Here is a 21,205-nt window from a genome sequence, read left to right on the forward strand (position 1 = left end):
TTCTAGGGCTATAAAAAGTGGCTGTCGGGTAGGCGGTTGTCGGGGCCGGCGGTGGTGGCGCGCGTGGGCGCCTGGGTGGGGAGTGGACTGTTTGGACTATCGCCGGAATCCCGGCTAGAGTATGGGGCAGGATCTCGCGTGGCGTCCATCCTGTGAACTCCCCCAGGGCAGGAATGCAGCAAGGGTCAGCAGGCTCTGACGGGTGCGCGAGGTCCCCTTAATCTTTGTTGCCATCCGGTTAGTGCTGGGTGGCTTTTTCTATGTCTGGTCCGCTTTTGGGTCTTGACGGGGTGGGTAGTCTGGGTTAGGTTTACTACCTACCTAGTAAACCATGTTGGTAGGTCGGTTTGCTGCGGGAACAACAAGGAAGGTGACGGGATGGCTATAACGGCTAAGGATCCCCGCCCTATCTATCAGCAGATAGCGGAGGAGTTGCGCGGCATGATCTTGTCCGGGCAGCTGCCCGAAGGCGACAGGACACCGTCGACGCACGAATTAGCAAATTTTCATGAGGTCACGCCGACTACGGCATCGAAGGCGCTCACGGCGCTGGCGCAAGCCGGGCTCGTGGAAAGCCAGAGAGGACGAGGGATGTTTGTCATGCCCGGGGCGCGCGAGCGCATCAGGGACCAACGGAAGAAGGCGTTCGCCCAAGACTTTGTCCGCCCGTTGGTGGCGGAGGCCAGTGCCCTGGGCTTGGGGGAAGACGACATTGCCCAGATGATCGCTAAGGAGTTAAAACCATGACCAGCACGCAAGATACTGGGAGCCCGCGGCCCATCATGGGGTTGATCGGGCCGAACGGCTCCGGCAAGACCACGTTTTTCCGCCGGCGCAGCACGGAGTCCGGTGTGGCCTTCGGCCAGGCCAGCGCTGATATTCACTTCTTCGGCACCACGCCCCGAGACCATTTTCGCGTTGTGCAGCGCGGTTGGCAGGGGCTGGACGTGGGCGAAGCGGAGAAAACGCTGGGCTTCGACCCGACCACGCCGCTGGCAAAGCTGAGCGTGGGCCAGCGCCAGCTGGTCATCGTCGGCAGCGTAGTGGCCGCCGGCAAACCGGTGTTGCTGCTGGACGAACCCTTCAACGGTTTGGACGCACCACACCGCAACCAGGTGCGGGAGCGGCTGCGGCAGGCCGCAGAAACCGCCGAGGTGTGGGTGAGTTCCCAGCACTCGCAGGACCTGGCGGGCCTGGTTGATGCGGTGGTGGTCATGCGTGATTTCCACGCCCAGGCTCCTGTGACCATGGATGAACTGCGCGAGACCCACCCCGTGCTGAGCGGGCCGGCCGAGGCGGTGGCGGAGGTCATCGGCAACGCGCCGGTGCTATCCGACAAGGCGCTGGGTGGGCACCGTCGGGCGGTGCTGGGTACCGGTCTTTCGACCTCAGCCCGGGATTTTGCCCAGTCCCGCGGCGTAGACGTGACGTATCTCGAAGCCAGTGAGCTGCTGGACGTAGTGGTAGCGGGTGCGCTGGTGCAGAAACAAGGGGAGGAATAACAATGAAGATGCCAGTATTTATCGCCAGCCAACCGTGGCTGATCATCGGGTGCATGGCGGTGGCCCTGGGGCTGGCCGCCGGCGGCCGCTTCCTCTTTATGGACGGCGGGTCGTGGACCATCCTGGCCGTCGTGGCCACGACCGTGATTTTCACCCTCGCTGCGGCGGATTCGGCCCACCTGCTTGACTACCAGGTCGCACCCGGCCGCTGGTTGGGTTCCGCGGTCGTGTGCGCAGTAGTCGCAGCCGCGGTGGCCGCGGGCGTGCTTGGTGTGGCGATGTTTGTCATGCAGGATGACTCGCCGTATTACTCCGGCTACGACAGCTTCATCGTCACTTCCGGCCCAGTGGAATGGCTTGATACCAATGGGCAGCCCTATATCGTCCTCGACGCCGGGGTAGGCGGGTGCGAAGTGGTCCTGACTCTCCTGGTGGTCTTCACCATCTTCCTTGCCGCCGCGCTCGTCGGGGTGGGGCTGGGCGCGGTGCGCGCCCGTCGCTCGGCCCGCGCGCAGTGGGTGGCGGTCTTCGCCGGTATCGCGGTTGCCATCGTCGTCGCGTGGTTCATCGACCAGGTGCTGGGCATTTCCGTGCCCGCGCCGCTGCCGGGGGTGTTCCTCTTTTGCATCCCGGTAGCCGTGGTGGGGGTAGTGGTGGCCGGCGTGAGTATCCAACGGTCCCGCACACGCTGGGCGGGTAGTGCGGATAGGGTTAAACTCGCCCGCAGCTGAGTGCTAAGTCACGTAGGCGGCGCTATGCTAGGGGGTCAATAAGCAACCACTGATCTCTCCTCGGATACCGGAAGGTAGGCAGACGAGCTCCTATGTCTCTTCTAGATTTGGGCGCGGCAGAGCGCGCCGAACTAGCAACTCAGATTCGTGCCGATTACGAAGATTTGAAGGCCAAGGGTCTGAAACTGGATCTGACTAGGGGCAAGCCCTCCAAGGAGCAGCTGGCGCTGTCCGAGGACCTGCTGGAGCTGCCGGGCCGCAACAACTACACCGACGCCATCGGCGCGGATGTGCGCAACTACGGCAACCTGCAGGGCATCGTTGATATCCGCCAGCTGTGGGGCAAGTTGCTGGGTATTAATCCGGACCTGTTGATGGCCGGGGACTCTTCCTCCCTGAACTTCGAGTTCGACGTCATCTCCTGGGCCTACACCTTCGGCACCAACGACTCGGAGCGCCCGTGGAGCCAGGAAGAAACGATCAAGTGGATTTGCCCGGTGCCGGGCTACGACCGCCACCACAGCATCACGGAGCGCTTCGGCTTTGAGATGGTCACCGTGCCCATGCTGGAAGATGGCCCGGACGTGGAGGCCATCCGCGAGCTGGTCAAGGACCCGCAGGTCAAGGGCATGTGGGCCGTGCCGATGTTCTCCAATCCTTCGGGCGTTACCTTCACCGAGGAGGTCGTGCGCGAGCTGGCCTCCATGGACACGGCCGCCCCGGACTTCCGCATTATGTGGGATAACGCCTACGCGGTCCACACGCTGACCGACGAATTCCCGGAGATCATCGACGTGCTGGGCCTGTCCCGCGAGGTGGGCAACCCCAACCGCTTCTTCGTTTTCTCCTCGACCTCCAAGATCACCTTCGCCGGCTCCGGCGTGGGCTTCATGGCTTCCTCCGAGGCGAACCTCGACTGGTTCAAGTCGATCGCCGGCAAGCGCGGTATCGGCCCGAACAAGGTCAACCAGCTCGCCCACGCGGAGTTCTTCGACTCCGCCGAGGGCGTGCGCGCGGTCATGCGCCGCCACGCCGCGCTGCTGGCCCCGAAGTTCGAGGCCGTGCTGCGCATCCTGGACGAGCGCCTGGGCAAGTACGAGGTCGCGCAGTGGACCAAGCCCACCGGCGGCTACTTCGTCTCCCTGGACGTCATTGATGGCACCGCCACCCGCGTGTGGGAGCTGGCCAAGGAGGCCGGCATTGTGCTGACCCCGGCCGGTTCCTCCTTCCCGCTGGGCCAGGACCCGAACGACCGCAACATCCGGCTTGCGCCGTCGATGCCGCCGCTGGAAGAGGTCGAGGCCGCCATGGACGGCGTGGCCGTCTGTGTGCTTCTGGCCGCCCTCGAGAAGCTGGGGGCGTAGCGCAATTAACAACACGGATATTGCGTATTGGCTCGATCAGGTAATCCCGGCCTCCCTGGAGTTCCGCGACGTCTCCTCCGCTGACGGCGGCACCCGCTGGCGGATCGGAACCGCCGAGCTCGGCGACGGCCAGGCGCTGGCGGTGACCGTGGGCTTTAGCCAGGTGGATACCGGCCTGCAGCGCGCCGACGATGGCGTCGACGTGCGCTGTGAGCTGCTGGCCGTGGGCCGGACGAACCCCGCCACGGTGGCGGCGGCGGTGCAGGCTGCCGCGGATCAGATTGCGGCGGCGGCCGGGGTCATCCCGGCCCAGCCCGGCGTCCTGCTGCCGAACATGGCCGCGGGCAGCGCCCTGGAGCAGGACGAATCCGTCACGGCCCGGCACGGGCTGCTCATCGCCCCCTACCTCTGGGGCGGGCAGACCCCGCAGGTGGCAGAGGACAAACGTCTGACGCTGATCTGCCAGCTGCTGGTGCTCACCGACGCCGAATACTCCTACGCCGCCGACGAAGGCGTGGGGCCTTTCCAGCAGGCAGTCGCCGACGGCGGGATTGACCTGCTCGACTTCTCCCGGGCCGATGGCTAAGCGGTAGGATTTACGGCGTGGCTCTTTACCGGAAATATCGTCCCGCAAGTTTCTCCGAGGTGGTAGGCCAAGAACAGGTCACCACCCCGTTGTCGGCTGCCCTGGACTCGGGGCGCATCAACCACGCCTACCTGTTTTCCGGGCCGCGGGGCTGCGGCAAGACCTCCTCGGCGCGCATTATGGCGCGCTCGCTCAACTGCGTGGAAGGGCCCACCTCCACCCCGTGCGGGGTCTGTGAGTCCTGTGTCTCCCTGGCCCCGGGCGGGCCGGGCAACCTGGACGTCACTGAACTGGACGCCGCCTCCCACAACGGAGTGGAGGACATGCGCGAGCTGCGCGACCGCGCCTACTACGCCCCGGCGGAGTCCCGCTACCGTATCTTCATCATCGACGAGGCGCACATGATCTCCGCCTCGGGCGCGAACGCCCTGCTCAAGGTGGTTGAGGAGCCGCCGGAGCACGTCATCTTCATCTTCGCGACGACGGAGCCGGAAAAAATCATCGGCACCATCCGCTCGCGTACCCACCACTATCCCTTCCGGCTGCTGACCCCGCCGGCGATGAAGGGGCTGCTGCAGCGCACCGTCGCCGCCGAGGGCGTGCAGGTCGAAGACTCCGTCTACCCCATGGTCATCCAGGCCGGCGGCGGCTCCCCGCGTGACACCCTCTCCATCCTGGACCAGTTGCTGGCCGGCGCCGGCCCGGACGGCCTGACCTACGAGCTCGCCCGCCCGCTGCTGGGCGTCGCGGACATCACGCTCATCGACGACGCCGTCGCCGCCCTGGCCAGCGGCGACAAGGCCGCCCTGTTCCAGCTGGTCGATCACGTCATTGAGGCCGGCCACGAGCCGCGCCGTTTCGCCGTCGACCTGCTGGACCGCCTGCGCGATCTCATGGTGCTCCAAGCCGTCCCGGACGCCATCTCCGCCGGGCTGGTCGACGCCCCCGCCGACCGCGCCGAGGCGCTGACCGATCAGGCGCAGCGCTTCAGCGGCGACCACCTGGTCTTTCTGGCCGAGACCGTCAGCGAGCAGATTGCCGGCCTGCGCGGGGCGACCTCGCCGCGCTTGCTGCTGGAAATCCTCTGCGCTCACCTGGTCTCCGCCGCCCGCCCGGCCGTTGGCCCCGCGGCGCCGACCACCAGCGGCCAGCCCCACCTGGCGGCCCAGTCCGGCCAGCCCCACCCGGCGGCCCAGTCCGGCCAGCCCCACCCGGCGGCCCAGTCCGGCCAGCCGCAGCAGCAACCGCAACAGCAACAGACCCAGTCCCGGCCCGCCGGCTCCGCCCAGGAGGGCGCGGCAGCCGCCGCGGCCACCGCTGCCCGAATCGCCGCCGCCCGCCGAGAGCGCCAGCAGCAGGGCAACGCTCAAAACCGCGGCCCCGAGCAGTCACCGGCACCGGCACCGGTCCATGTCGAAAAGCCGGTGCCTGCCGAGCACCCGGGTGAGCAGCCGGCGGAAGCCGCAGCGGCTGACGCGCAGCAGGAGCAGCCCCAGCAGGAACAGGCCCCGGCCGCCGCGCCGGTAACGCACGGCGCGGACGCCGAGCCGGAGCGCGCACCGCAGCCGACCGAGCAGCCGGAGCGCCCGGCAGCGGAGCCCGCTGAGCAGGAGGATGACGCCGAGCAGTCTGGGCAGCCCGCAGAATCGGCACCGGAGCAGGCACAGACTGCTGCCGCACCGGAACCGGCTTCCGACCCGGAGGAGCTGACCGCGGCTATTCGGAACCAGTGGGCCACGCTGCGTGAGCGCGTGGGCGCTACCAACAAGGTCGCCGAGATCATGTTGACCGAGGCGCGCGTGCTGGGCATCCGGGACAACACCCTGGTCTTAGGACACACCACCGGGGCGCTGGCGCAGCGCTTGAACGCTCCGGAAAACGCCGGGGACCTGCAGCGGGTCCTGCGCGAGGAATACCAGGTCGAGCTCGGCATCGAGTGCGTGGTCGGAACCGACCCGGTCCAGCAGGGCTTCAACGCCCAGCCGGGCGCCAAGCCGGCCTGGAACCCGCAGAAAAACCAGCGCGAATCCAGCGACGATCAGGAGTCCGAGAGGCCTAGCTCTGCTGCGCCCACGCCCGAACCGCAACCAGCGGATAATTCTGGCTGGGGCAGCCCGCGGCCTTTAGGTGGTCCGGAAGAGCCGGAGAAGGCACCGTCCCCGCAGCCCCAGCAGGCCCCGCCCGCCGCGCCCACGGCGCAGGGGTCCGGTGCGGGTGCAGGCGGTGGGAATGTCGCTAACGCGCGCCCTAGCTGGCAGGACCGCATTCAGCAGGCGGCGGCGCAGGCGAAAAAGCGCGATGCCAACACCTTCAGCAACGGGGTGCCGCTGCCGCCGGACCCGGGCCCGGAGGAAGGCTACGGTGTCCCGCCGGAAGACGACTACGTGCCGCAACAGCCGGCCGGTCAGCCAGAGGCCCCGCAGCAGGAGCAGGCGCCGCGGCCGGCACCAGGGCAGGGCCAGCCCGGCCCGCAGGACGCTGCGGCGCTGCGGGACGAGGAAGAGCAGATGATGGCGGCCGCGGCCCAGGAGACCGGGGAGCGCGACCACCGCAGTGCCTTGGAAGTAGCGATGGAGTTGCTCAGCGATCAGCTGGGGGCGCGTCGCTTGTAGCGATCAGGGGCACGCAGCCTCTTCAACGGTCCAGTTTCGGCGGTAGACTCGGGCACTGGCGAATTTATCCCTAAAATTCTTGAGAGAAAGGCATAGCCATGACCCAGCCGGATCAACCCGCAGACATGAATGAACTGATCGCGCAGGCCGCCCGCGTGCAGGCCGAACTGCAGAAGGCCCAGGAAGAAATCCTGGCCTCTGAGGTCGAAGGCACCGCCGGCAACGGCCTGGTGACCTGCACCATGACCGGTGGCGCGGAGCTCAAGGACTTGAAGATCGACAAGTCCGTCGTGGATCCGGAGGACGTGGAGACCCTGCAGGATCTGGTCATCGGCGCCTTCAAGGATGCCCACCAGAAGGCCGGCGAGCTGGCCCAGGAAAAGATCGGCCCGCTGTCCCAGGGCATGGGCGGCGGCGCCCCGGGCGACATGGGCAATCTGATGGGTTAGTCTTGCCCCCGGCTGCGTAACGTAGCCGGCTGTACCGGGCCGCGGTTTGCTTTTGGGAAAAAGCAGGCTGCGGCCTTATTCTTGTTCTCGTTGCCTTTCCCGGAGTAAAGAAAGTAGGTCGGTGCCCGGTGTTTGAAGGACCTTTGCAGGATCTCATCGACGAGCTCTCCCGGCTGCCGGGCGTGGGCCCGAAGAGCGCGCAACGGATCGCCTTCCACATTCTGCACATGGAACCCGAGGACATCGAGCGTTTGCGCAACGCGCTGGCCGCCGTGCGCGACGGGGTAACCTTCTGCCGGATTTGCTGCAATATCTCCCGGGAATCGGTCTGCCGCATCTGCGTGAACTCGCAGCGCGACCGCAGCACCATCTGCGTGGTGGAGGAGCCGAAGGACATCCAGGTCATCGAGCGCACCGGCGAATACGAGGGGCGCTATCACGTGCTGGGCGGGGCGCTGGATCCGTTGGCCAATATCGGCCCGAAAGACCTGAACATCTCCCAGCTGCTGCAGCGCATCGGCGGTGTGCTGCCCGACCGAGAGCTCGCGGATTCCACGGAGGAGAACCCGCAGTACGACTCCACGCCGGAGATCAAGGAAGTCATCCTGGCCACCGACCCGAACACGGAGGGCGAGGCCACCGCCTCCTACCTGGTGCGCCTGCTCAAGGACTTCCCGGACCTGCGGATAACCCGCCTGGCCTCCGGCATGCCGCTGGGCGGCGACCTGGAATTCGTGGACGAGCTGACGTTGTCGCGCGCCCTGTCGGGCCGCCTGACGGTCTAGGCCAGGCGCTCCGCCCGCAGCTGCTGTACCGCGGGCAGGTCCAGCGGAGCCAGATCCTGGAGCCGCTGGCCGGTGGAGCGGGCCAGCAGCAGGTCGGCCAGCTGCGGGTTGCGGGCCAGGGCCGGGCCGTGCATATAGGTGGCGATGACGCTGTCCTGGACCGCGCCCTCGCCGACGCGCTGCTGCTTGGCGTCGGGCAGGTCGGCGGTGGCGGCGGCATCGCTGTTGCCGGTGCCGCGCTTGACGATACCCAGGGGCTGGGCCGACGGGCCCAGGATGGTCGCGCCCAGGTGGTTTTCGAAGCCGGTCAGCGGCTCGGTCAGCTCGCTGGTGTAGCCGGCCGCCCAGGGGGTGGACTGGACCTCACCGATGGCGCGTTCCTGCAGGGGAGAGGTGGTCGCGTCCAGCAGGCCGACGCCGTCGACCACGCGCCCGGAGGCGCGGAAGGACTCGCCTAAGACCTGCAGGCCCGCGCAGATGGCGAAGATGGGGCGCCCGGCATGGGCGGCGCGGATCAGTCCGCCGTCGGAGATGAGGTGCTCCGCGGCCAGGATTTGGGCCGAGTCCTCGCCGCCGCCGAGGGTGTAGATGTCCAGCTGTTCCGGGACCGCTTCGCCCAGCTTGATGGGCACAATCTCGGCGTCGAAGCCGCGCAGCCGGGCGCGCTGGCGCAGCACCAGGGCGTTGCCGTCGTCGCCGTAGGTGCCCAAGACATCGGGAAGAATCAGGCCGATGGACAGGGTATTAGGCATGGCGGTTCTCCTTATTCTCCGAGTTTTCGTGCTGCAAAGCAGCGTCGCGCTCTAGGGCCTTTTTCAGATCGCGGAAGGCAGTGTAGTTGGCCAGGACCTCCACGCGGCCGGGCGGGCAGGCGTCGATGGCCTGGACCGGATCCGGGATGAGCTCGTGAGTAATGTCCGCGTAGACCAAGCGCACCGCCAGGTCGGTGCCGCGCTCGCCGGCGGCCTTGACGGAAATGCCTTCGAAGTCCTCGAAGCGTACGTCCCATAACCAGGACATGTCCACGCCGTCAGCCACCTGGCCGTTGGTGGCGATGACGAGGCCGTCCGCGCTGCGGTCCACCATGGATAGCGCTTCCTGCCAGCCGGCCGGGTTCTTGGCCAGCAGCAGGCGGATTTCGTGCTCGCCGCGGGTGATGGTGGAATAGCGCCCGGCCACGTCGTCGATGCTCTCCACGGCGGTGACGGCGGCATCGGTAGCAATGCCGAAGGCCTCCGCGGCGGCGGCGACGGCCTGGGCCGCGTTACCGCGGTTGGCGCGCCCGGGAAGCGCCAGGTTCAGCGGATAGGTGCCCGCGGGGCTGACGATGCCCTCTTCGCTGACCGTCCACTCCGGCTGCGGGCGGCGGAATTCGCGCCCGTCGGGCAGCTTCTTGACCGCGTACCAGTTCTCCGGTTCGCGGACCACGTGGCCGCCGGTGCGCGGGCAGGTGACGGAGTCGCCCAGCCAGCCGGCGCCGGCTGCTACCCAGATGACATTCGGGGCGTCGTAGGCCACCGAGGTCATCAGCACGTCGTCGCAGTTGGCGATGACCAGCATGTCCGGGTGGGCCTCCACGCAAGAGCGCAGGGCGCGCTCGATCTTGTTGATCTCGCCCACGCGGTCGAGCTGATCGCGCGAGAGGTTCAGCAGCACCAACGCCTGCGGGTTCAGGTTGTCGGTCACATGCGGCACGTGCAGCTCATCGACCTCGAGGACCAGGTGGGAAGCCTCCTTGCCCGCCAGCAGGGCGGAGATGATGCCGGCGTCCATGTTGTCGCCGCCGTCGTTGGTGGCCACGGTGTGGCGCGTACGCAGGGCCGCGGCCAGCATCCGGGTGGTGGTGGACTTGCCGTTGGTGCCGGTGACCAGGACGGCCGGGCGGCCGGCGCCCAGGGAGGACATGATGCTCGGGTCGATGGCGTTGGCCACCAGGCCGCCGATCATCCCGCCGGCGCCGCGCCCGGTGGCGCGGGAAGCCGTGGTGGCCAGGTTCGCGGCCGAGGTGGCGACGGACGTCCGCACCTTCCTGAGCGTTCTGCGTAGGTTAAAACTCATAGGCTACAGGTTAGTCCGCCGGTGGGCCCGGGCGCGATTGTGCACGCGGGTGGGCTTTTAAGAATTTGCCTGCGGTTTGCTGTTGCGCTGCCCGCCGCGGTTGCCGCGCCCACCGCGCCGCCGCCCGCCGCGCTTGCGCCGAGAGCCGCGGGAGCCGCCCTGCCCTGCGCCTTCGCCGTTTTTCGGCGACGTTGAGTCGGTTTTCGCCCCCGCCGCATGCTCCGGCGCGGCACCCGACTGGGCGCTGGAGTTGTTGGAACCGGAGCGGTTCGCCCCGCCGCGGCTGCTGCGCCGGCGCCGCCGCCGGCTGCGGCGCGAGCGGCGCGAGCCGTTGTCCTCGGCCCGGCCGCCGCGGGAGCTGCGTGCGCCCCGGCTGGCGCCGGTGGTGTTGTTTCCCTCGGACTCTTGCGCCGCGGCGTGGTCCGCGCCGGCCTGCTCGCTGGCGGGAGTGATGCGCTCGACGGCCTCGAGGAAGGCCCGGTCCGACATCAGCGGGATGCCCTTGCGGTGGGCGTGCATGGGCTTGCCCACCAGGTCGGTGGTGACGTTGCAGACCACCAGGGAGGTCTCCCGGCTGAGCTTTTCCGAGTAGTTGAGTTCGTGCCGGGTAATGGCGGCGATGATCTCGTCCGGGTCCGCCGTGATTTCTGGGGCCACGACGATCTCCATGCCCGGCTCCAGCTCGTGCCCGGGCCGGTAGGGGCCGGGGTTCTGGTGGATGCGCGGGGCCTCCTCCGCGTCGACGCGCAGGTGTGAGCGCTGCAGGCCGAATTTATCGCCGCGCACCTCGTCTGGGGTGGTGGCAGCCAGCGGCCCGCGCTCGGCCTGGGCGAGGTAGAGGGCCACGAGGAGCTCGGTGGCCTCGCGGGAGGTCTGCGATTCCGGGACGTTGGCCCGCTTCGTGGTGGCGACCGCGCTCGGGGTCAGCACCCCGCAGTGGCGGGCGGTGGTGGCCAGCCGGATGTCCTCGAGCTGGACGCCCTGGCGCCGCGCGGAGGCCAGCGTGTCGATGATCCGCTCCGGGGCCGGCACGTGGCCGACCTTCTGCCGGCGCCGGCGGTTGTTGCCGCGGTTGCGGTTGCGGCTCCGGTTCTGCCGGGCCGCGGCCGTCATGGCGCGCCGAGCCTCGGAGACCACGAAACCCCACGCGAAGGGGGTGTCGTGAACGACCAGGGTGCGGCCGTCCAGGAGCCGGTCCAGGGGCTTGAGGATTCGGGAGAAGTTCTGGCCGGCGGAGACTTCCTCGTGGCTTAGCCCGTGCAGATGCCTAGGGCCGGGATCGCTGCCGGGGTTGAGGACGGCGTGGAAATCCTGGCCAACTTCCCCGGCGGCGTTGAAGGTCAACGCGTCCAGGGCCACGAGCTGGGCCGTGGACGGGTGGATGCCGGTGGTCTGCACGGTCAGCGCGACGAAGGGGAAGTCCGCAGCGGCGGTGGCGGACTGTTTCGCCGCGGCGTCCTCCGGACGCTGGGCGCGCGGGTCGTGCGGCTTGGGCGGGGTCGCCCCAGCCGCGGGCGCAGAATCTGCCCCATCGCCGGCCCCAGAGCCGGAACCGTTGTTCGGGCGCGCAGGTGAAGTACTCATTGAGGATAGTGTAGTTCACCGTTTTCCGCTGGGATGATTGGCAGGGCCCTACCGCAAAGACCTGGCGCGGCGGCCCCACCCACACCATCCAGCGCGGCAACGGCCCCCGCTTACGCCGTGTGGAAGGGGCCGGAGGTTTAAGGAGTCGGATCTACCGGTTCAGTGAAGGGGTCGCCTCAGAAGTCACCTGGAAGGTCGTGGTGGTGGCGAGCCGGGGTCGTGGGTACCTCGGTGGACGGGGCGCTGCGGGAAGCGCTAGGCCAGCGCGCGGTTGACCGCGGAGTCGATGGCGCGCAGGGAAGCGGTGGTCGTGGAACCGGCGATCCCTACGCCCCAGACCTTGGTGCCGTTGACGTCGGCGGCGATATAGCAGGCGGCCTCCGCGTCGTCGCCGGCGCTGCGGGAGCGCTGCGAGTACTCGATGACCTCGAATTCCAGGCCCAGGGCCTCCAGGGCATTGGCATAAGCTGCGATGGGGCCGTTGCCGGAGCCGCGCACGGTGGAGTTCTCACCGTTGTAGACCACCTCGGCGCTCAACTGCGTGACGCCGCCGGCGGCCTCCGCGTTGTCGATGGTGACGTGGACCTGCTCCAGTGGCGAGGTGCGATCCAGGTATTCCTGGGCGAAGATGTCCCACATGTTCTTGGAGTTAATCTCGCCGCCCTCGGCGTCCGTGACCGCCTGTACCACGGCGGAGAACTCGCTCTGCATGGCCCGCGGCATGTTGATGCCGTGGTCGGTCTTCATGATGTAGGCAACCCCGCCCTTGCCGGACTGGGAATTGACGCGGATGACCGCCTGGTAGTCGCGGCCCACGTCCTTCGGGTCGATGGGCAGGTAGGGCACCTCCCAGGTGGTCTCCCGCAGCTTGTCCCAGGAGACCTCCGTGTTGTTGGCGCCCGGCACGACCTGGTCCGCCATGGCGTCCAGGCCCTTGTTGATGGCGTCCTGGTGGGAGCCGGAAAACGCGGTGAACACCAACTCGCCGCCGTAGGGGTGGCGCTCGGGGACGCGCAGCTGGTTGCAGTATTCCACGGTCTCGCGGATGGCCGGCAGATCCGTGAAGTCAATCTGGGGATCGACGCCCTGGGTCAGCATGTTCAAACCCAGCGTGATCAGGTCCACGTTGCCGGTGCGCTCGCCATTACCGAACAAACAGCCCTCGATCCGGTCGGCGCCGGCCAGGTAGCCCAGTTCCGCCGCGGCGATGCCCTCGCCGCGGTCGTTGTGCGGGTGCAGGGACATGATGATGTCGGCGCGCCGGGCGAAGTTGCGGTGCATCCACTCGATGGAATCCGCGTACACGTTGGGCGAAATCATCTCCACCGTCGACGGCAGGTTGATGATCATCGGGTCCTCGGGGCTCGGATCCATGATGTCCACGACCGCGTCGCAGACCTCCACCGCAAACTCCAGCTCGGTGCCGGTGAAGGACTCCGGCGAGTACTCCCAGCGCCAATTGGTGTCCGGGTAGTCCTGCGCGATGTCGCGGATCAACTTCGCGGCGTCGGTGGCCAGCTTCTTGATGGCCGGCTTGTCCTTGCGGAAGACCACGCGGCGCTGCAACTTCGAGGTCGAGTTGTAGAAGTGCACGATGACGTTCTTGGCGCCGGCGCAGGCCTCGAAGGTGCGGCGGATGAGATGCTCACGCGCCTGGACCAGCACCTGGATGGTGACGTCTTCCGGGATCTTGTTCTGCTCGATGATTTCGCGGACGAAGTCAAAGTCCGTCTGGGAGGCCGAGGGGAAGCCGACCTCGATCTCCTTGTAGCCCATCTTGACCAACAGGTCGAACATGCGGTGCTTGCGCTCGGGGCTCATCGGGTCGATGAGCGCCTGGTTGCCGTCGCGCAAATCCACCGCGCACCACTGCGGCGCGTGCGTGATGGTCTTATCCGGCCAGGTGCGGTCCGGCAAGCGGATGTCTTCTACCTCGGTGGCAAACGGCTGATAGCGGTTTACCGGCATGGAGGAATTGCGCTGCTTATTCCAGGCCGGCTGGCCTTCCCGGCGGGGCCCAGCCGGGGTGGTGATTTCGCGCGGGGCGGAGATGAATGCGTCGTTCGGGCTCATGGTGTGGTTCCTTATTCTGCGTGGTCTTCGTCGGGGTTGCTATTAGCTGGTCTGCCTTAACGGGTGGCGGTCGCGGGCTAGGCCGTGCGATCCGCGGCGCGGAGTATGCGCGTGGCGTCACAACTAGGTGGTGGTGATTGGGTGAGCCCTCCGGCGATATGCGGGGCGGTCAGCGTAGGGGATAAGCCGGCACGGGCGCGGCGAGGTCACCGCGGCGGGGCGCTGACCGCAATCTGCCGGTCGGGGGAATGAAGTTCCTGCATCCTTATACCGACGGGCAAACCGGGCTGGGGCTAAATCCCGCCGCGGCTGATAAGTAGTAGCATCTGCCGCGAAGTCATGTGGCACAGACTACATGCCATTCCACGGGGTGGCAACTAAATATTCTTTTATTTCATTAGATGGGAAGTTCTGCGTTGCGGCGACGCTGCGGGGAGGAAAGCCCCAGCCGTGCGCGGGGTGTGCTGCGGCTTCCCGTGCGCGCGGTGGGCCGCTACCATTTCCAGACGTGGAAGAAACCAAGAGTACCGCCGCACCCCGGCTGCACCGCCGCGACTGGGCGGGGGCCGCGGCCGTCGGCCTGGGCGGTTCGGGACTGCGCCTGGGGGTACTCGCGGGGATGGGGGCGGCCAACGGCGAACGCCTCGGGGACCTGCTCAACAAGTGGGATGCCGAGTACTACACGCAGATCGCCGCTCACGGCTACTTCGACGCCCAGATAGCCGGCGACGGCCCGGCCTATGAGAAGACCCTGGCGTTCTTTCCCGGCTTCCCCTTCCTGTTGCGCGCCGGGCACGCGCTGACCGGGGTGCACTATTCCACCCTGGCGGTGGTGCTCAACATCGCGCTGACCGTCGTGCTGGCCGCCGGGGCCATGGCCTTGGCCAACCGGGTGGCCTTAAGCTGCGGGGCCGCGCCGGGGCGGGGTTACCGCCTGGCCGCGGCGGCGGTGGTGACCGGCGCGCCGATGGCCATTGTCTTTGCCATGCCCTATACCGAGGCGCTCTTCGGAGCGCTGGCCATCTGGGCCCTGGTGGCGCTGTGGGACAGGCGCTGGTGGGCCGCGGCGGCGCTGGTCTTTTGCCTGGGCCTGGTGCGCCTGACCGCGGTGGATGTGCTCGCCGCGTTCGCCCTGGCCGTGCTGGTCTACGGCCGTCGGCAGTGGTCCGCGTGGGCCGGACTGGCGGTCTCCGCGGTCCCGCTGGTGGCCTACCTGGCCTGGGCGAATTCCCACCTCACCGCGGTGGGCGGGTACTTCGGGACCCAGCAAAAGCACTGGAACTCCGGCTTCGACGGCGGGCTGGCCAGCCTGCGCTGGGTGGGCACGAGCCTGACCAGCGCGTGCAACGCCGGCTTTCTGCTGACTACCGCCGTCATGCTGGCCGCCCCGCTGTGCCTGGTCCTGGCGTGGCGCCGGATGGGGCTGGCGCCGTGGTGGTTTAGCGCGGCGCTGATGGTCAACGTCTTGGCCTCCGACGGCATCATGCACTCGCGTCCGCGGCTGCTGCTGCCGGCGGTCATCGTCGTGCTGCCGCTGCTGGTTGCCGGCTTCCGCCGCCTGCCCGGCTGGGCCATGGGGCTGCTGGTGGCCCTATGGGTGCTATTCGGCGCCTGGTTCTCGGCCTATATGCTCGCCGTATTCGAGTGGGCTATCTAGGCGGCTAATGCGGGTCGGCGGCTAGCGCGGTTCGCTGCGCGATTTCTCGCCGCTGCCGACGGACTGCTGGGAGAGCACGATGGTGGCCGCGATCATGAGGGCCAGGGCCAGGCCCATCACCGCCCAGCCGGCGGCGGAGGTGATCTGGAATTTCTCGCCCAGGATGGCATAGCCCAGCAGGAAGGCCACCATGGGCTCGACGATGGTCATCGCGGGCAGCGACTGCTTGAGCGGGCCCGCGTGGAAGGAATATTGCTGGACCACCGTGCCGGTGGCGGCGGTGGCGATAAGCGCGTAGAACTCCCAACTGGTCAGGAGCTCGCCCACGCCGGAGTGCGCGAAAATATCAACGACCGCCTTGGACAGCACCGCCACGTACCCGTAAATGCCGCCGCAGATCGTGCCGAGCATCAGGGCGCGCTGGCTGCGGCGGCGCCAGCCGGTAAAGGCCAGCACCGCCATGACGGTGATTCCCACCAGCAGCGCCGGCGCCCAGTCGGAGACGGCGGGCTGCGGCTTGCCGGCGCTGGGGCGGCCCAGGATGATGAGCGTGCCCACCGCGACGGTCAGCACCAGGGACCAGCCGATCTCCTGCCCGCTCATGCGGCGGCGGGAATACCAGGCTGCCAAGGGGAGCGTGAACATCAGGGACATGACCAGGATGGGCTGGACGATGAGCAGGGTGCCGAAGCCCAAGGCGATGACCTGCAGCCCGTAGGCCGCCAGCGCGGCGAAGGTGCCCACCCACCACAAAGGCTGGGTCATGGCGGTGCGCATGACCGAGGAGGGGGCATCGAGTGCAATCCGGTGCCGCACCACTGTCCCCCAAGCCACGGTGAGGGCCGAGGCCAAGGCAAAGAAGATGGCGACGAGATTGCTTAACACCTACCCAACCGTAGTGAATGCCACGGAATTCTGTGGCCATTGGGTCACCGATGTCGCGCAAAAAGCTCTACCATGAAAGGGTGCATGTAAATGCTGGCTCCGCGAATTGTGCGGGGTAACATGAGCACTTGACTACCGAGTGACAGGTATTCACGAAGACAAGTATTCGCGAAAGGTGGCAACAGCACGTGGCCTTAGTCGTTCAAAAATACGGTGGCTCTTCCCTGGAATCGGCCGAGCGCATCCGCGCGGTCGCAGAGCGGATCGTCGCCACCAAGAAGGCCGGCAACGACGTGGTGGTCGTGTGCTCCGCCATGGGTGATACCACGGACGAGCTGTTGGACCTGGCAGCCCAGGTCAACCCCGTGCCCCCGCGCCGGGAGATGGACATGCTGCTGACCGCCGGTGAGCGCATCTCCAACTCGCTGGTCGCGATGGCCGTGGAATCCCTGGGCGCGCACGCACAGTCCTTCACCGGCTCCCAGGCCGGCGTCCTGACCACGGAGCGGCACGGCAACGCCCGGATCGTGGACGTGACCCCGGGGCGCATCACGGAGGCCCTCGACAAGGGCAAGATTTGCATCGTGGCGGGTTTCCAGGGCGTGAACAAGGAGTCGCGCGACGTGACCACCCTGGGCCGGGGCGGTTCGGATACGACCGCCGTGGCGCTGGCCGCGGCCCTGAACGCTGACGTGTGCGAGATTTACTCCGACGTCGACGGCGTCTACACCGCCGATCCGCGCATCGTGCCGGACGCCCAGAAGCTGGAGAAGCTGTCTTTCGAAGAGATGCTGGAGCTGGCCGCGGTCGGTTCCAAGATCTTGGTGCTGCGCAGCGTTGAATACGCCCGCGCCTTCAATGTTCCGTTAAGAGTTCGCTCGTCTTATAGCAATGACCCCGGCACCCTGATCGTCGGGTCGATGGAGGATATTCCCATGGAAGAAGCAGTACTGACCGGTGTCGCCACTGACAAGTCCGAGGCCAAGGTGACCGTCCTGGGCATCCCGGACCGCCCGGGCGAGGCGGCCAAGGTCTTCCGCGCCATCGCGGATGCCGAGATCAATATCGACATGGTCCTGCAGAACGTCTCCTCCCTGGACGACGGCCGCACGGACATCACCTTCACCTGTCCGCGCGCCGACGGCCCGCGCGCCATGGAGCTGCTGTCCAAGCTGCGCGGCGAGGGCGACTGGTCCAACGTGCTCTACGACGACCAGGTCGGCAAGGTCTCCCTGGTGGGCGCCGGCATGAAGTCGCACCCGGGCGTGACGGCCGACTTCACCGAGGCCCTGCGCGACGTCGGCGTCAACATGGAGCTCATCTCCACCTCGGAGATCCGTATCTCCGTGCTGACCCGCGAGGCCGACCTGGACAAGGCGGCCCGGGCGCTGCACGAGAAGTTCCAGCTGGGCGGCGACGAACCCGCCACGGTCTACGCTGGAACCGGACGCTAAAGCGCGCAGTCACAGCGCAAACCACACAAGTACGGCACGTATGAGACAAGGAGTTTTAAAATCATGACCACCGTGGCGGTAGTAGGGGCAACCGGGCAAGTCGGCCGCGTGATGCGGCAGATCCTGGAGGAGCGTAAGTTCCCGCTGGACAAGATCCGCTTCTTTGCTTCCTCCCGGTCCGCCGGTACGGAGCTGGAATTCGCCGGCCAACAGGTGACGGTCGAGGACCTGACCGAGGTCACCGAGGAGTCCGTTGCGGACGTGGATATCGCGCTGTTTTCCGCCGGCGGGGACACCTCCCGCCAGTGGGCGCCGGTCTTCGTGGCGGCCGGCGCCACGGTCGTGGACAACTCCTCGGCTTTCCGTAAGGACCCGGACGTGCCGCTCATCGTGGCGGAGGTCAATCCGGGCGAGGCCAAGGATCTGCCCAAGGGCATCATCGCGAACCCGAACTGCACCACCATGGCCGCCATGCCGGTGCTCAAGCCTCTCAGCGATGCCGCCGGCCTGCGCCAGCTGCACGTGTCCTCCTACCAGGCCGTCTCCGGCTCCGGCCTGGCCGGCGTGGAGACCCTGACCGCGCAGGTCTACCAGGTCGGCGAGCACAACGTGGACCTGGTCCACGACGGTTCCCGCCTGGACGGCGAGGACACCGGCCCCTACGTCGCCCCGATCGCGTTTAACGCGCTGCCGATGGCCGGCAACCTGGTCGATGACGGCTCCCTGGAGACCGACGAGGAGCAGAAGCTGCGCAACGAGTCCCGCAAGATCCTGGGGCTGCCGGATCTGAAGGTCGCCGGCACCTGCGTGCGCATCCCGGTCTTTACCGGCCACACCATGACCATCCACGCCGAGTTCGACAAGTCCATCACCCCGGACCAGGCCCTAGAGCTGCTGGGGAACGCCCCGGGCGTGAAGGTCGTGGACGTGCCGACCTCGCTGGCCGCCACCGGCATCGACGACTGTCTGGCCGGCCGCGTGCGCCAGGACCAGACAGTGGAGGACAACCGCGGCCTCGTCCTGGTTGTCGCCGGCGACAACCTGCGCAAGGGCGCAGCGCTCAACACCATCCAGATCGCCGAGTTGCTGGTCTAAGCCAGGCATTTACCCAAAGCAAAAGGCTCACCCGCACGGGTGAGCCTTTATTTGATCCCGCCGGGCGGGGGCTAGGCGCTAGTCCTGAGAGGCGGGGGAGGCGCCGGACTGCGGGGTGGGACCTTTGCCGCCGCCGTTGTCGGCCTGCCCGCCGAAGTCGAGGTCGTTGTCAGCAGACGGAACCTCCGGCTTGGTGTGCTGGACGTAGGTCACGGAAGGATCCAGGTCCTCGCGGTCGAAGTCCTCGAGCTCCTCGTCCGCCTCGAGCTCTTCGTAGATCTCCTCGGCGACGAGATCCTCGAATTCGCCGGTGGCCATGTTGGAGGCCGCGGCTAGGCGGGCGAGCTCGCGCTCGTTCTTCTTGGTGAAGCGCTCGCGCGGGTCCAGCTTGCGCTGCACCAGGGTGCGGGCGCGCATGCGCCGGTCGGACTCGTCCGTGAGCTTGCCGCGGCTTCGGATCCAGGTAAAGGACATCACGGTGATCATCAGCAGTCCGAGGTAGCCCAGGATCGGGTAGACGTTGCTGACCAGCTGCTGGAAGCCCACGAAGGACAGGGCGAAGCCGATGAGGCAGGCCACGCAGTAGACCGGGTAGAACAGCTGCGGCTTGGAGCGGGTCAGGCGCTTGCCCAGCGCGTAGAACATGCCCACTGCGGTGTTGAAGACCATGCCGTAGATGACAAAAGTCATGACGTAGCCCAGGGTCGGGTGGATGGTGTTGATGAGCTCCAATACCGGCAGGTCCTGGCCGTTGACGGTCGGGGCGACGAAGAACAGGGAGAAGACCAGCAGGGCCAGCAGGATCAGGTAGATTATGCCGCCGATGAGGCCGCCCCAGCCGACGGCGCGGTTGTCCAGGAAGTTGCCGCCGATGACGATGGACATCGACACCGCGCACATGACGTTCAGGCCGGTGTAGTTCAGCGCGGAAATCCACCAGTTCGGCAGGGTGGTGTCCACGTTGCTGGTGGTCCACTCGTGCATCTGGCTGAAGTCCACGTCCACGGTGAGGATGGTGTAGCCGGTGGCCAGGACGATGAAGAGGACGATGAACGGCGTGATGGTGCCGATGACGGTGGTCACGCGGTCCACGTCGAGCAGGCCGACCAGCAGCACCAAAACCAGCATGACGGTTCCGCCCACCCACACGGGGACGCTCGGGAACTGCTGGGTGATGTTTGAGCCGCCGCCGGCGAACATCACGAAGCCGATGCTAAACAGCGTGGCCAGCGTGGACCAGTCGAGGATTCGGGACGTAATCGGCCCGGAGACCTTCTCATAGACGGCGGTGTGCTCCGAGGCCTGGAAGTAGGAGCCCAGCTGCAGGATGGAAATGCCGGTGATCATCATCAGGCCGGCGGCCAAGGCGATGCCGACTAGGCCCCATTTGCCGAATGCCACGAAGTACTGCATGGCTTCCTGGCCGGAGGCGAAGCCGGCGCCGACGACGACGCCGATGAACGCCATCGAGATTGCTATGGCGCGTTTAAACATGAAAGTTAAACCCCAAATCTGTTATCAAAAAAGCAGCGTAGCCCGAGGCGGGCCTAAAACGTACGGTTTATGAATTTACCTGTTTCCGGCCTGGTTTTCCGGGCAAACACCAGATAGACCACCCGGAAATTCGCAATGTTAAACGGCCGGCCACGTGTCCTGGCCTGGATGTGCCCAGCTTTTCACGCTTTTATCACTATTTGGGCACAATCTGGCCCCGGCGCCGGAGGCTTATGGGTTTGGCCTTAGTATTCTGCCCCTGTACTCGTTTACTCGTTTCCTGTATTCGGTCCTAGCGCGGATCTAGCGTTCGGAGTTCTGGCTGGCCTCGGTGGCGGTGATGAGGTCCTTGCGGGCGCGGGCGACGCGCGAGCGGATGGTGCCGACGCGCACTCCGGTGATCTTGGCGGCTTCCTCGTAGGTATAGCCCAGCACCTGGGTCAGGATGAGGGCCTCGCGGCGGTCGGCGGGGAGGGCGTCGATGAGCGCGCGGGTGTCGATCCAGTCGCTCCAGGTGGCGGAGTTTTCCAGGGCGGGGGCCTGGGAGGCGGCGTCCTCGTAGGAGGTGGCGGACTTGCGCGGCCGGGCCATGTCGTGGCGGATGTTGTCCACCCAGGCGCGGCGGGCGAGGGAGAGTAGCCAGGTGCGCGCTGAGGACCGGGCGGCGAAGCGGGGGAGGGCGGAGATGACCCGCAGATAGGTCTCTTGCGCTAGGTCGTCGGCATTTTCGGGCCCGGCCAGGTGGGCCAGGAGGCGCCAGACGTCGTCCTGGGTGGTGCGGATGAACTCCGTCAGCGCGCGGCGGTCACCGCGCCCGGCGGCAAGTGCCAGGTCGGTGACGCGCGCGTCGTCGGCTGCGGAGTGGTGTTTCATCAT

Annotated in this window: 18 protein-coding genes and 1 other RNA gene; 12 read left to right on the forward strand and 7 right to left on the reverse strand. The window is 67.1% G+C overall.

Annotated elements, in window-relative coordinates; genetic code table 11:
* Positions 1-125 precede the first annotated feature (125 nt).
* The 9 genes from ffs (at position 126) to recR (ending at position 8,029) form a co-directional block, all read left to right on the forward strand.
* An RNA gene (gene ffs, locus CCONF_RS00900) (signal recognition particle sRNA small type) lies at positions 126-224 on the forward strand.
* A gap of 154 nt (positions 225-378) precedes the next feature.
* Complete coding sequence (locus tag CCONF_RS00905; RefSeq protein ID WP_070768512.1) at positions 379-747, forward strand: GntR family transcriptional regulator; 369 nt, start codon at positions 379-381, stop codon at positions 745-747.
* A complete protein-coding gene (locus CCONF_RS00910; protein WP_290224265.1) occupies positions 744-1,502 on the forward strand; it encodes an ATP-binding cassette domain-containing protein in 759 nt (252 codons plus the stop codon). The genes CCONF_RS00905 and CCONF_RS00910 overlap by 4 nt, the downstream gene beginning before the upstream one ends.
* A gap of 8 nt (positions 1,503-1,510) precedes the next feature.
* Positions 1,511-2,233, forward strand: coding sequence for a hypothetical protein (locus CCONF_RS00915; protein WP_290224267.1), 723 nt, complete (start codon positions 1,511-1,513; stop codon positions 2,231-2,233).
* Positions 2,234-2,325: 92 nt separating this feature from the next.
* A complete protein-coding gene (locus CCONF_RS00920; protein WP_290224269.1) occupies positions 2,326-3,597 on the forward strand; it encodes an aspartate aminotransferase type Ic in 1,272 nt (423 codons plus the stop codon).
* Positions 3,560-4,183: a suppressor of fused domain protein gene (locus CCONF_RS00925; protein WP_290224272.1), complete on the forward strand. Its 624-nt coding sequence runs from the start codon at positions 3,560-3,562 to the stop codon at positions 4,181-4,183. Before CCONF_RS00920 ends, CCONF_RS00925 begins: the two co-directional genes overlap by 38 nt.
* 17 nt (positions 4,184-4,200) lie before the next feature.
* Positions 4,201-6,795, forward strand: coding sequence for a DNA polymerase III subunit gamma and tau (locus CCONF_RS00930; protein ID WP_290224274.1), 2,595 nt, complete (start codon positions 4,201-4,203; stop codon positions 6,793-6,795).
* 98 nt (positions 6,796-6,893) lie between these two features.
* Positions 6,894-7,244 (forward strand): YbaB/EbfC family nucleoid-associated protein, encoded by a 351-nt coding sequence (locus tag CCONF_RS00935; RefSeq protein ID WP_290224277.1) that lies wholly within the window; start codon positions 6,894-6,896, stop codon positions 7,242-7,244.
* 128 nt (positions 7,245-7,372) lie between these two features.
* Positions 7,373-8,029, forward strand: a complete 657-nt coding sequence (recR, locus tag CCONF_RS00940; protein WP_290224279.1) for a recombination mediator RecR — start codon at positions 7,373-7,375, stop codon at positions 8,027-8,029.
* Here the strand turns inward: recR and CCONF_RS00945 are convergent.
* The 4 genes from CCONF_RS00945 to leuA all read right to left on the reverse strand — a co-directional run bounded on the left by CCONF_RS00945 (position 8,026) and on the right by leuA (position 13,744).
* The gene (locus CCONF_RS00945; RefSeq protein ID WP_290224280.1) at positions 8,026-8,781 is read right to left on the reverse strand and encodes a type 1 glutamine amidotransferase; all 756 of its coding nucleotides are present in this window, start codon (positions 8,779-8,781) and stop codon (positions 8,026-8,028) included. The two genes, recR and CCONF_RS00945, sit on opposite strands and share 4 nt — an antisense overlap.
* Positions 8,774-10,087 (reverse strand): Mur ligase family protein, encoded by a 1,314-nt coding sequence (locus CCONF_RS00950; RefSeq protein WP_290224282.1) that lies wholly within the window; start codon positions 10,085-10,087, stop codon positions 8,774-8,776. Before CCONF_RS00950 ends, CCONF_RS00945 begins: the two co-directional genes overlap by 8 nt.
* A 57-nt stretch (positions 10,088-10,144) precedes the next feature.
* Positions 10,145-11,671 carry a DNA polymerase III subunit epsilon gene (locus CCONF_RS00955; protein WP_290224284.1) on the reverse strand — a complete coding sequence of 509 codons (1,527 nt, stop codon included), beginning with the start codon at positions 11,669-11,671 and terminating at the stop codon, positions 10,145-10,147.
* A 255-nt stretch (positions 11,672-11,926) separates the two neighbouring features.
* On the reverse strand, positions 11,927-13,744 hold the full coding sequence (leuA, locus tag CCONF_RS00960; protein WP_290224286.1) for a 2-isopropylmalate synthase: 1,818 nt from the start codon (positions 13,742-13,744) through the stop codon (positions 11,927-11,929).
* Positions 13,745-14,252: 508 nt separating this feature from the next.
* On the opposite strand from leuA, the gene CCONF_RS00965 reads away from it, so the two are divergent.
* The gene (locus tag CCONF_RS00965) at positions 14,253-15,401 is read left to right on the forward strand and encodes a mannosyltransferase family protein (RefSeq protein ID WP_290224290.1); all 1,149 of its coding nucleotides are present in this window, start codon (positions 14,253-14,255) and stop codon (positions 15,399-15,401) included.
* Positions 15,402-15,422: 21 nt separating this feature from the next.
* On the opposite strand, the gene CCONF_RS00970 is transcribed toward CCONF_RS00965, so the two are convergent.
* On the reverse strand, positions 15,423-16,286 hold the full coding sequence (locus CCONF_RS00970) for a DMT family transporter (RefSeq protein WP_290224292.1): 864 nt from the start codon (positions 16,284-16,286) through the stop codon (positions 15,423-15,425).
* Between the two features lie 188 nt (positions 16,287-16,474).
* Here CCONF_RS00970 and CCONF_RS00975 point away from each other — a divergent pair, with 188 nt between their 5' ends.
* Together CCONF_RS00975 and CCONF_RS00980 are read left to right on the forward strand one after the other, a co-directional pair.
* Entirely contained in the window at positions 16,475-17,740 is a 1,266-nt protein-coding gene (locus tag CCONF_RS00975) for an aspartate kinase (protein ID WP_290224295.1), read from the forward strand.
* A gap of 63 nt (positions 17,741-17,803) precedes the next feature.
* The gene (locus CCONF_RS00980) at positions 17,804-18,835 is read left to right on the forward strand and encodes an aspartate-semialdehyde dehydrogenase (protein ID WP_290224298.1); all 1,032 of its coding nucleotides are present in this window, start codon (positions 17,804-17,806) and stop codon (positions 18,833-18,835) included.
* Positions 18,836-18,913: 78 nt separating this feature from the next.
* Here CCONF_RS00980 and CCONF_RS00985 read toward each other — a convergent pair whose 3' ends face one another.
* Together CCONF_RS00985 and CCONF_RS00990 are read right to left on the reverse strand one after the other, a co-directional pair.
* Entirely contained in the window at positions 18,914-20,329 is a 1,416-nt protein-coding gene (locus CCONF_RS00985) for a YkvI family membrane protein (protein ID WP_290224300.1), read from the reverse strand.
* 303 nt (positions 20,330-20,632) lie between these two features.
* Entirely contained in the window at positions 20,633-21,202 is a 570-nt protein-coding gene (locus CCONF_RS00990) for an RNA polymerase sigma factor (protein WP_290224303.1), read from the reverse strand.
* Between the last annotated feature and the right edge of the window lie 3 nt (positions 21,203-21,205).

It is taken from the genome of Corynebacterium confusum (assembly GCF_030408715.1).
GTDB classification, from domain to species: domain Bacteria; phylum Actinomycetota; class Actinomycetes; order Mycobacteriales; family Mycobacteriaceae; genus Corynebacterium; species Corynebacterium confusum.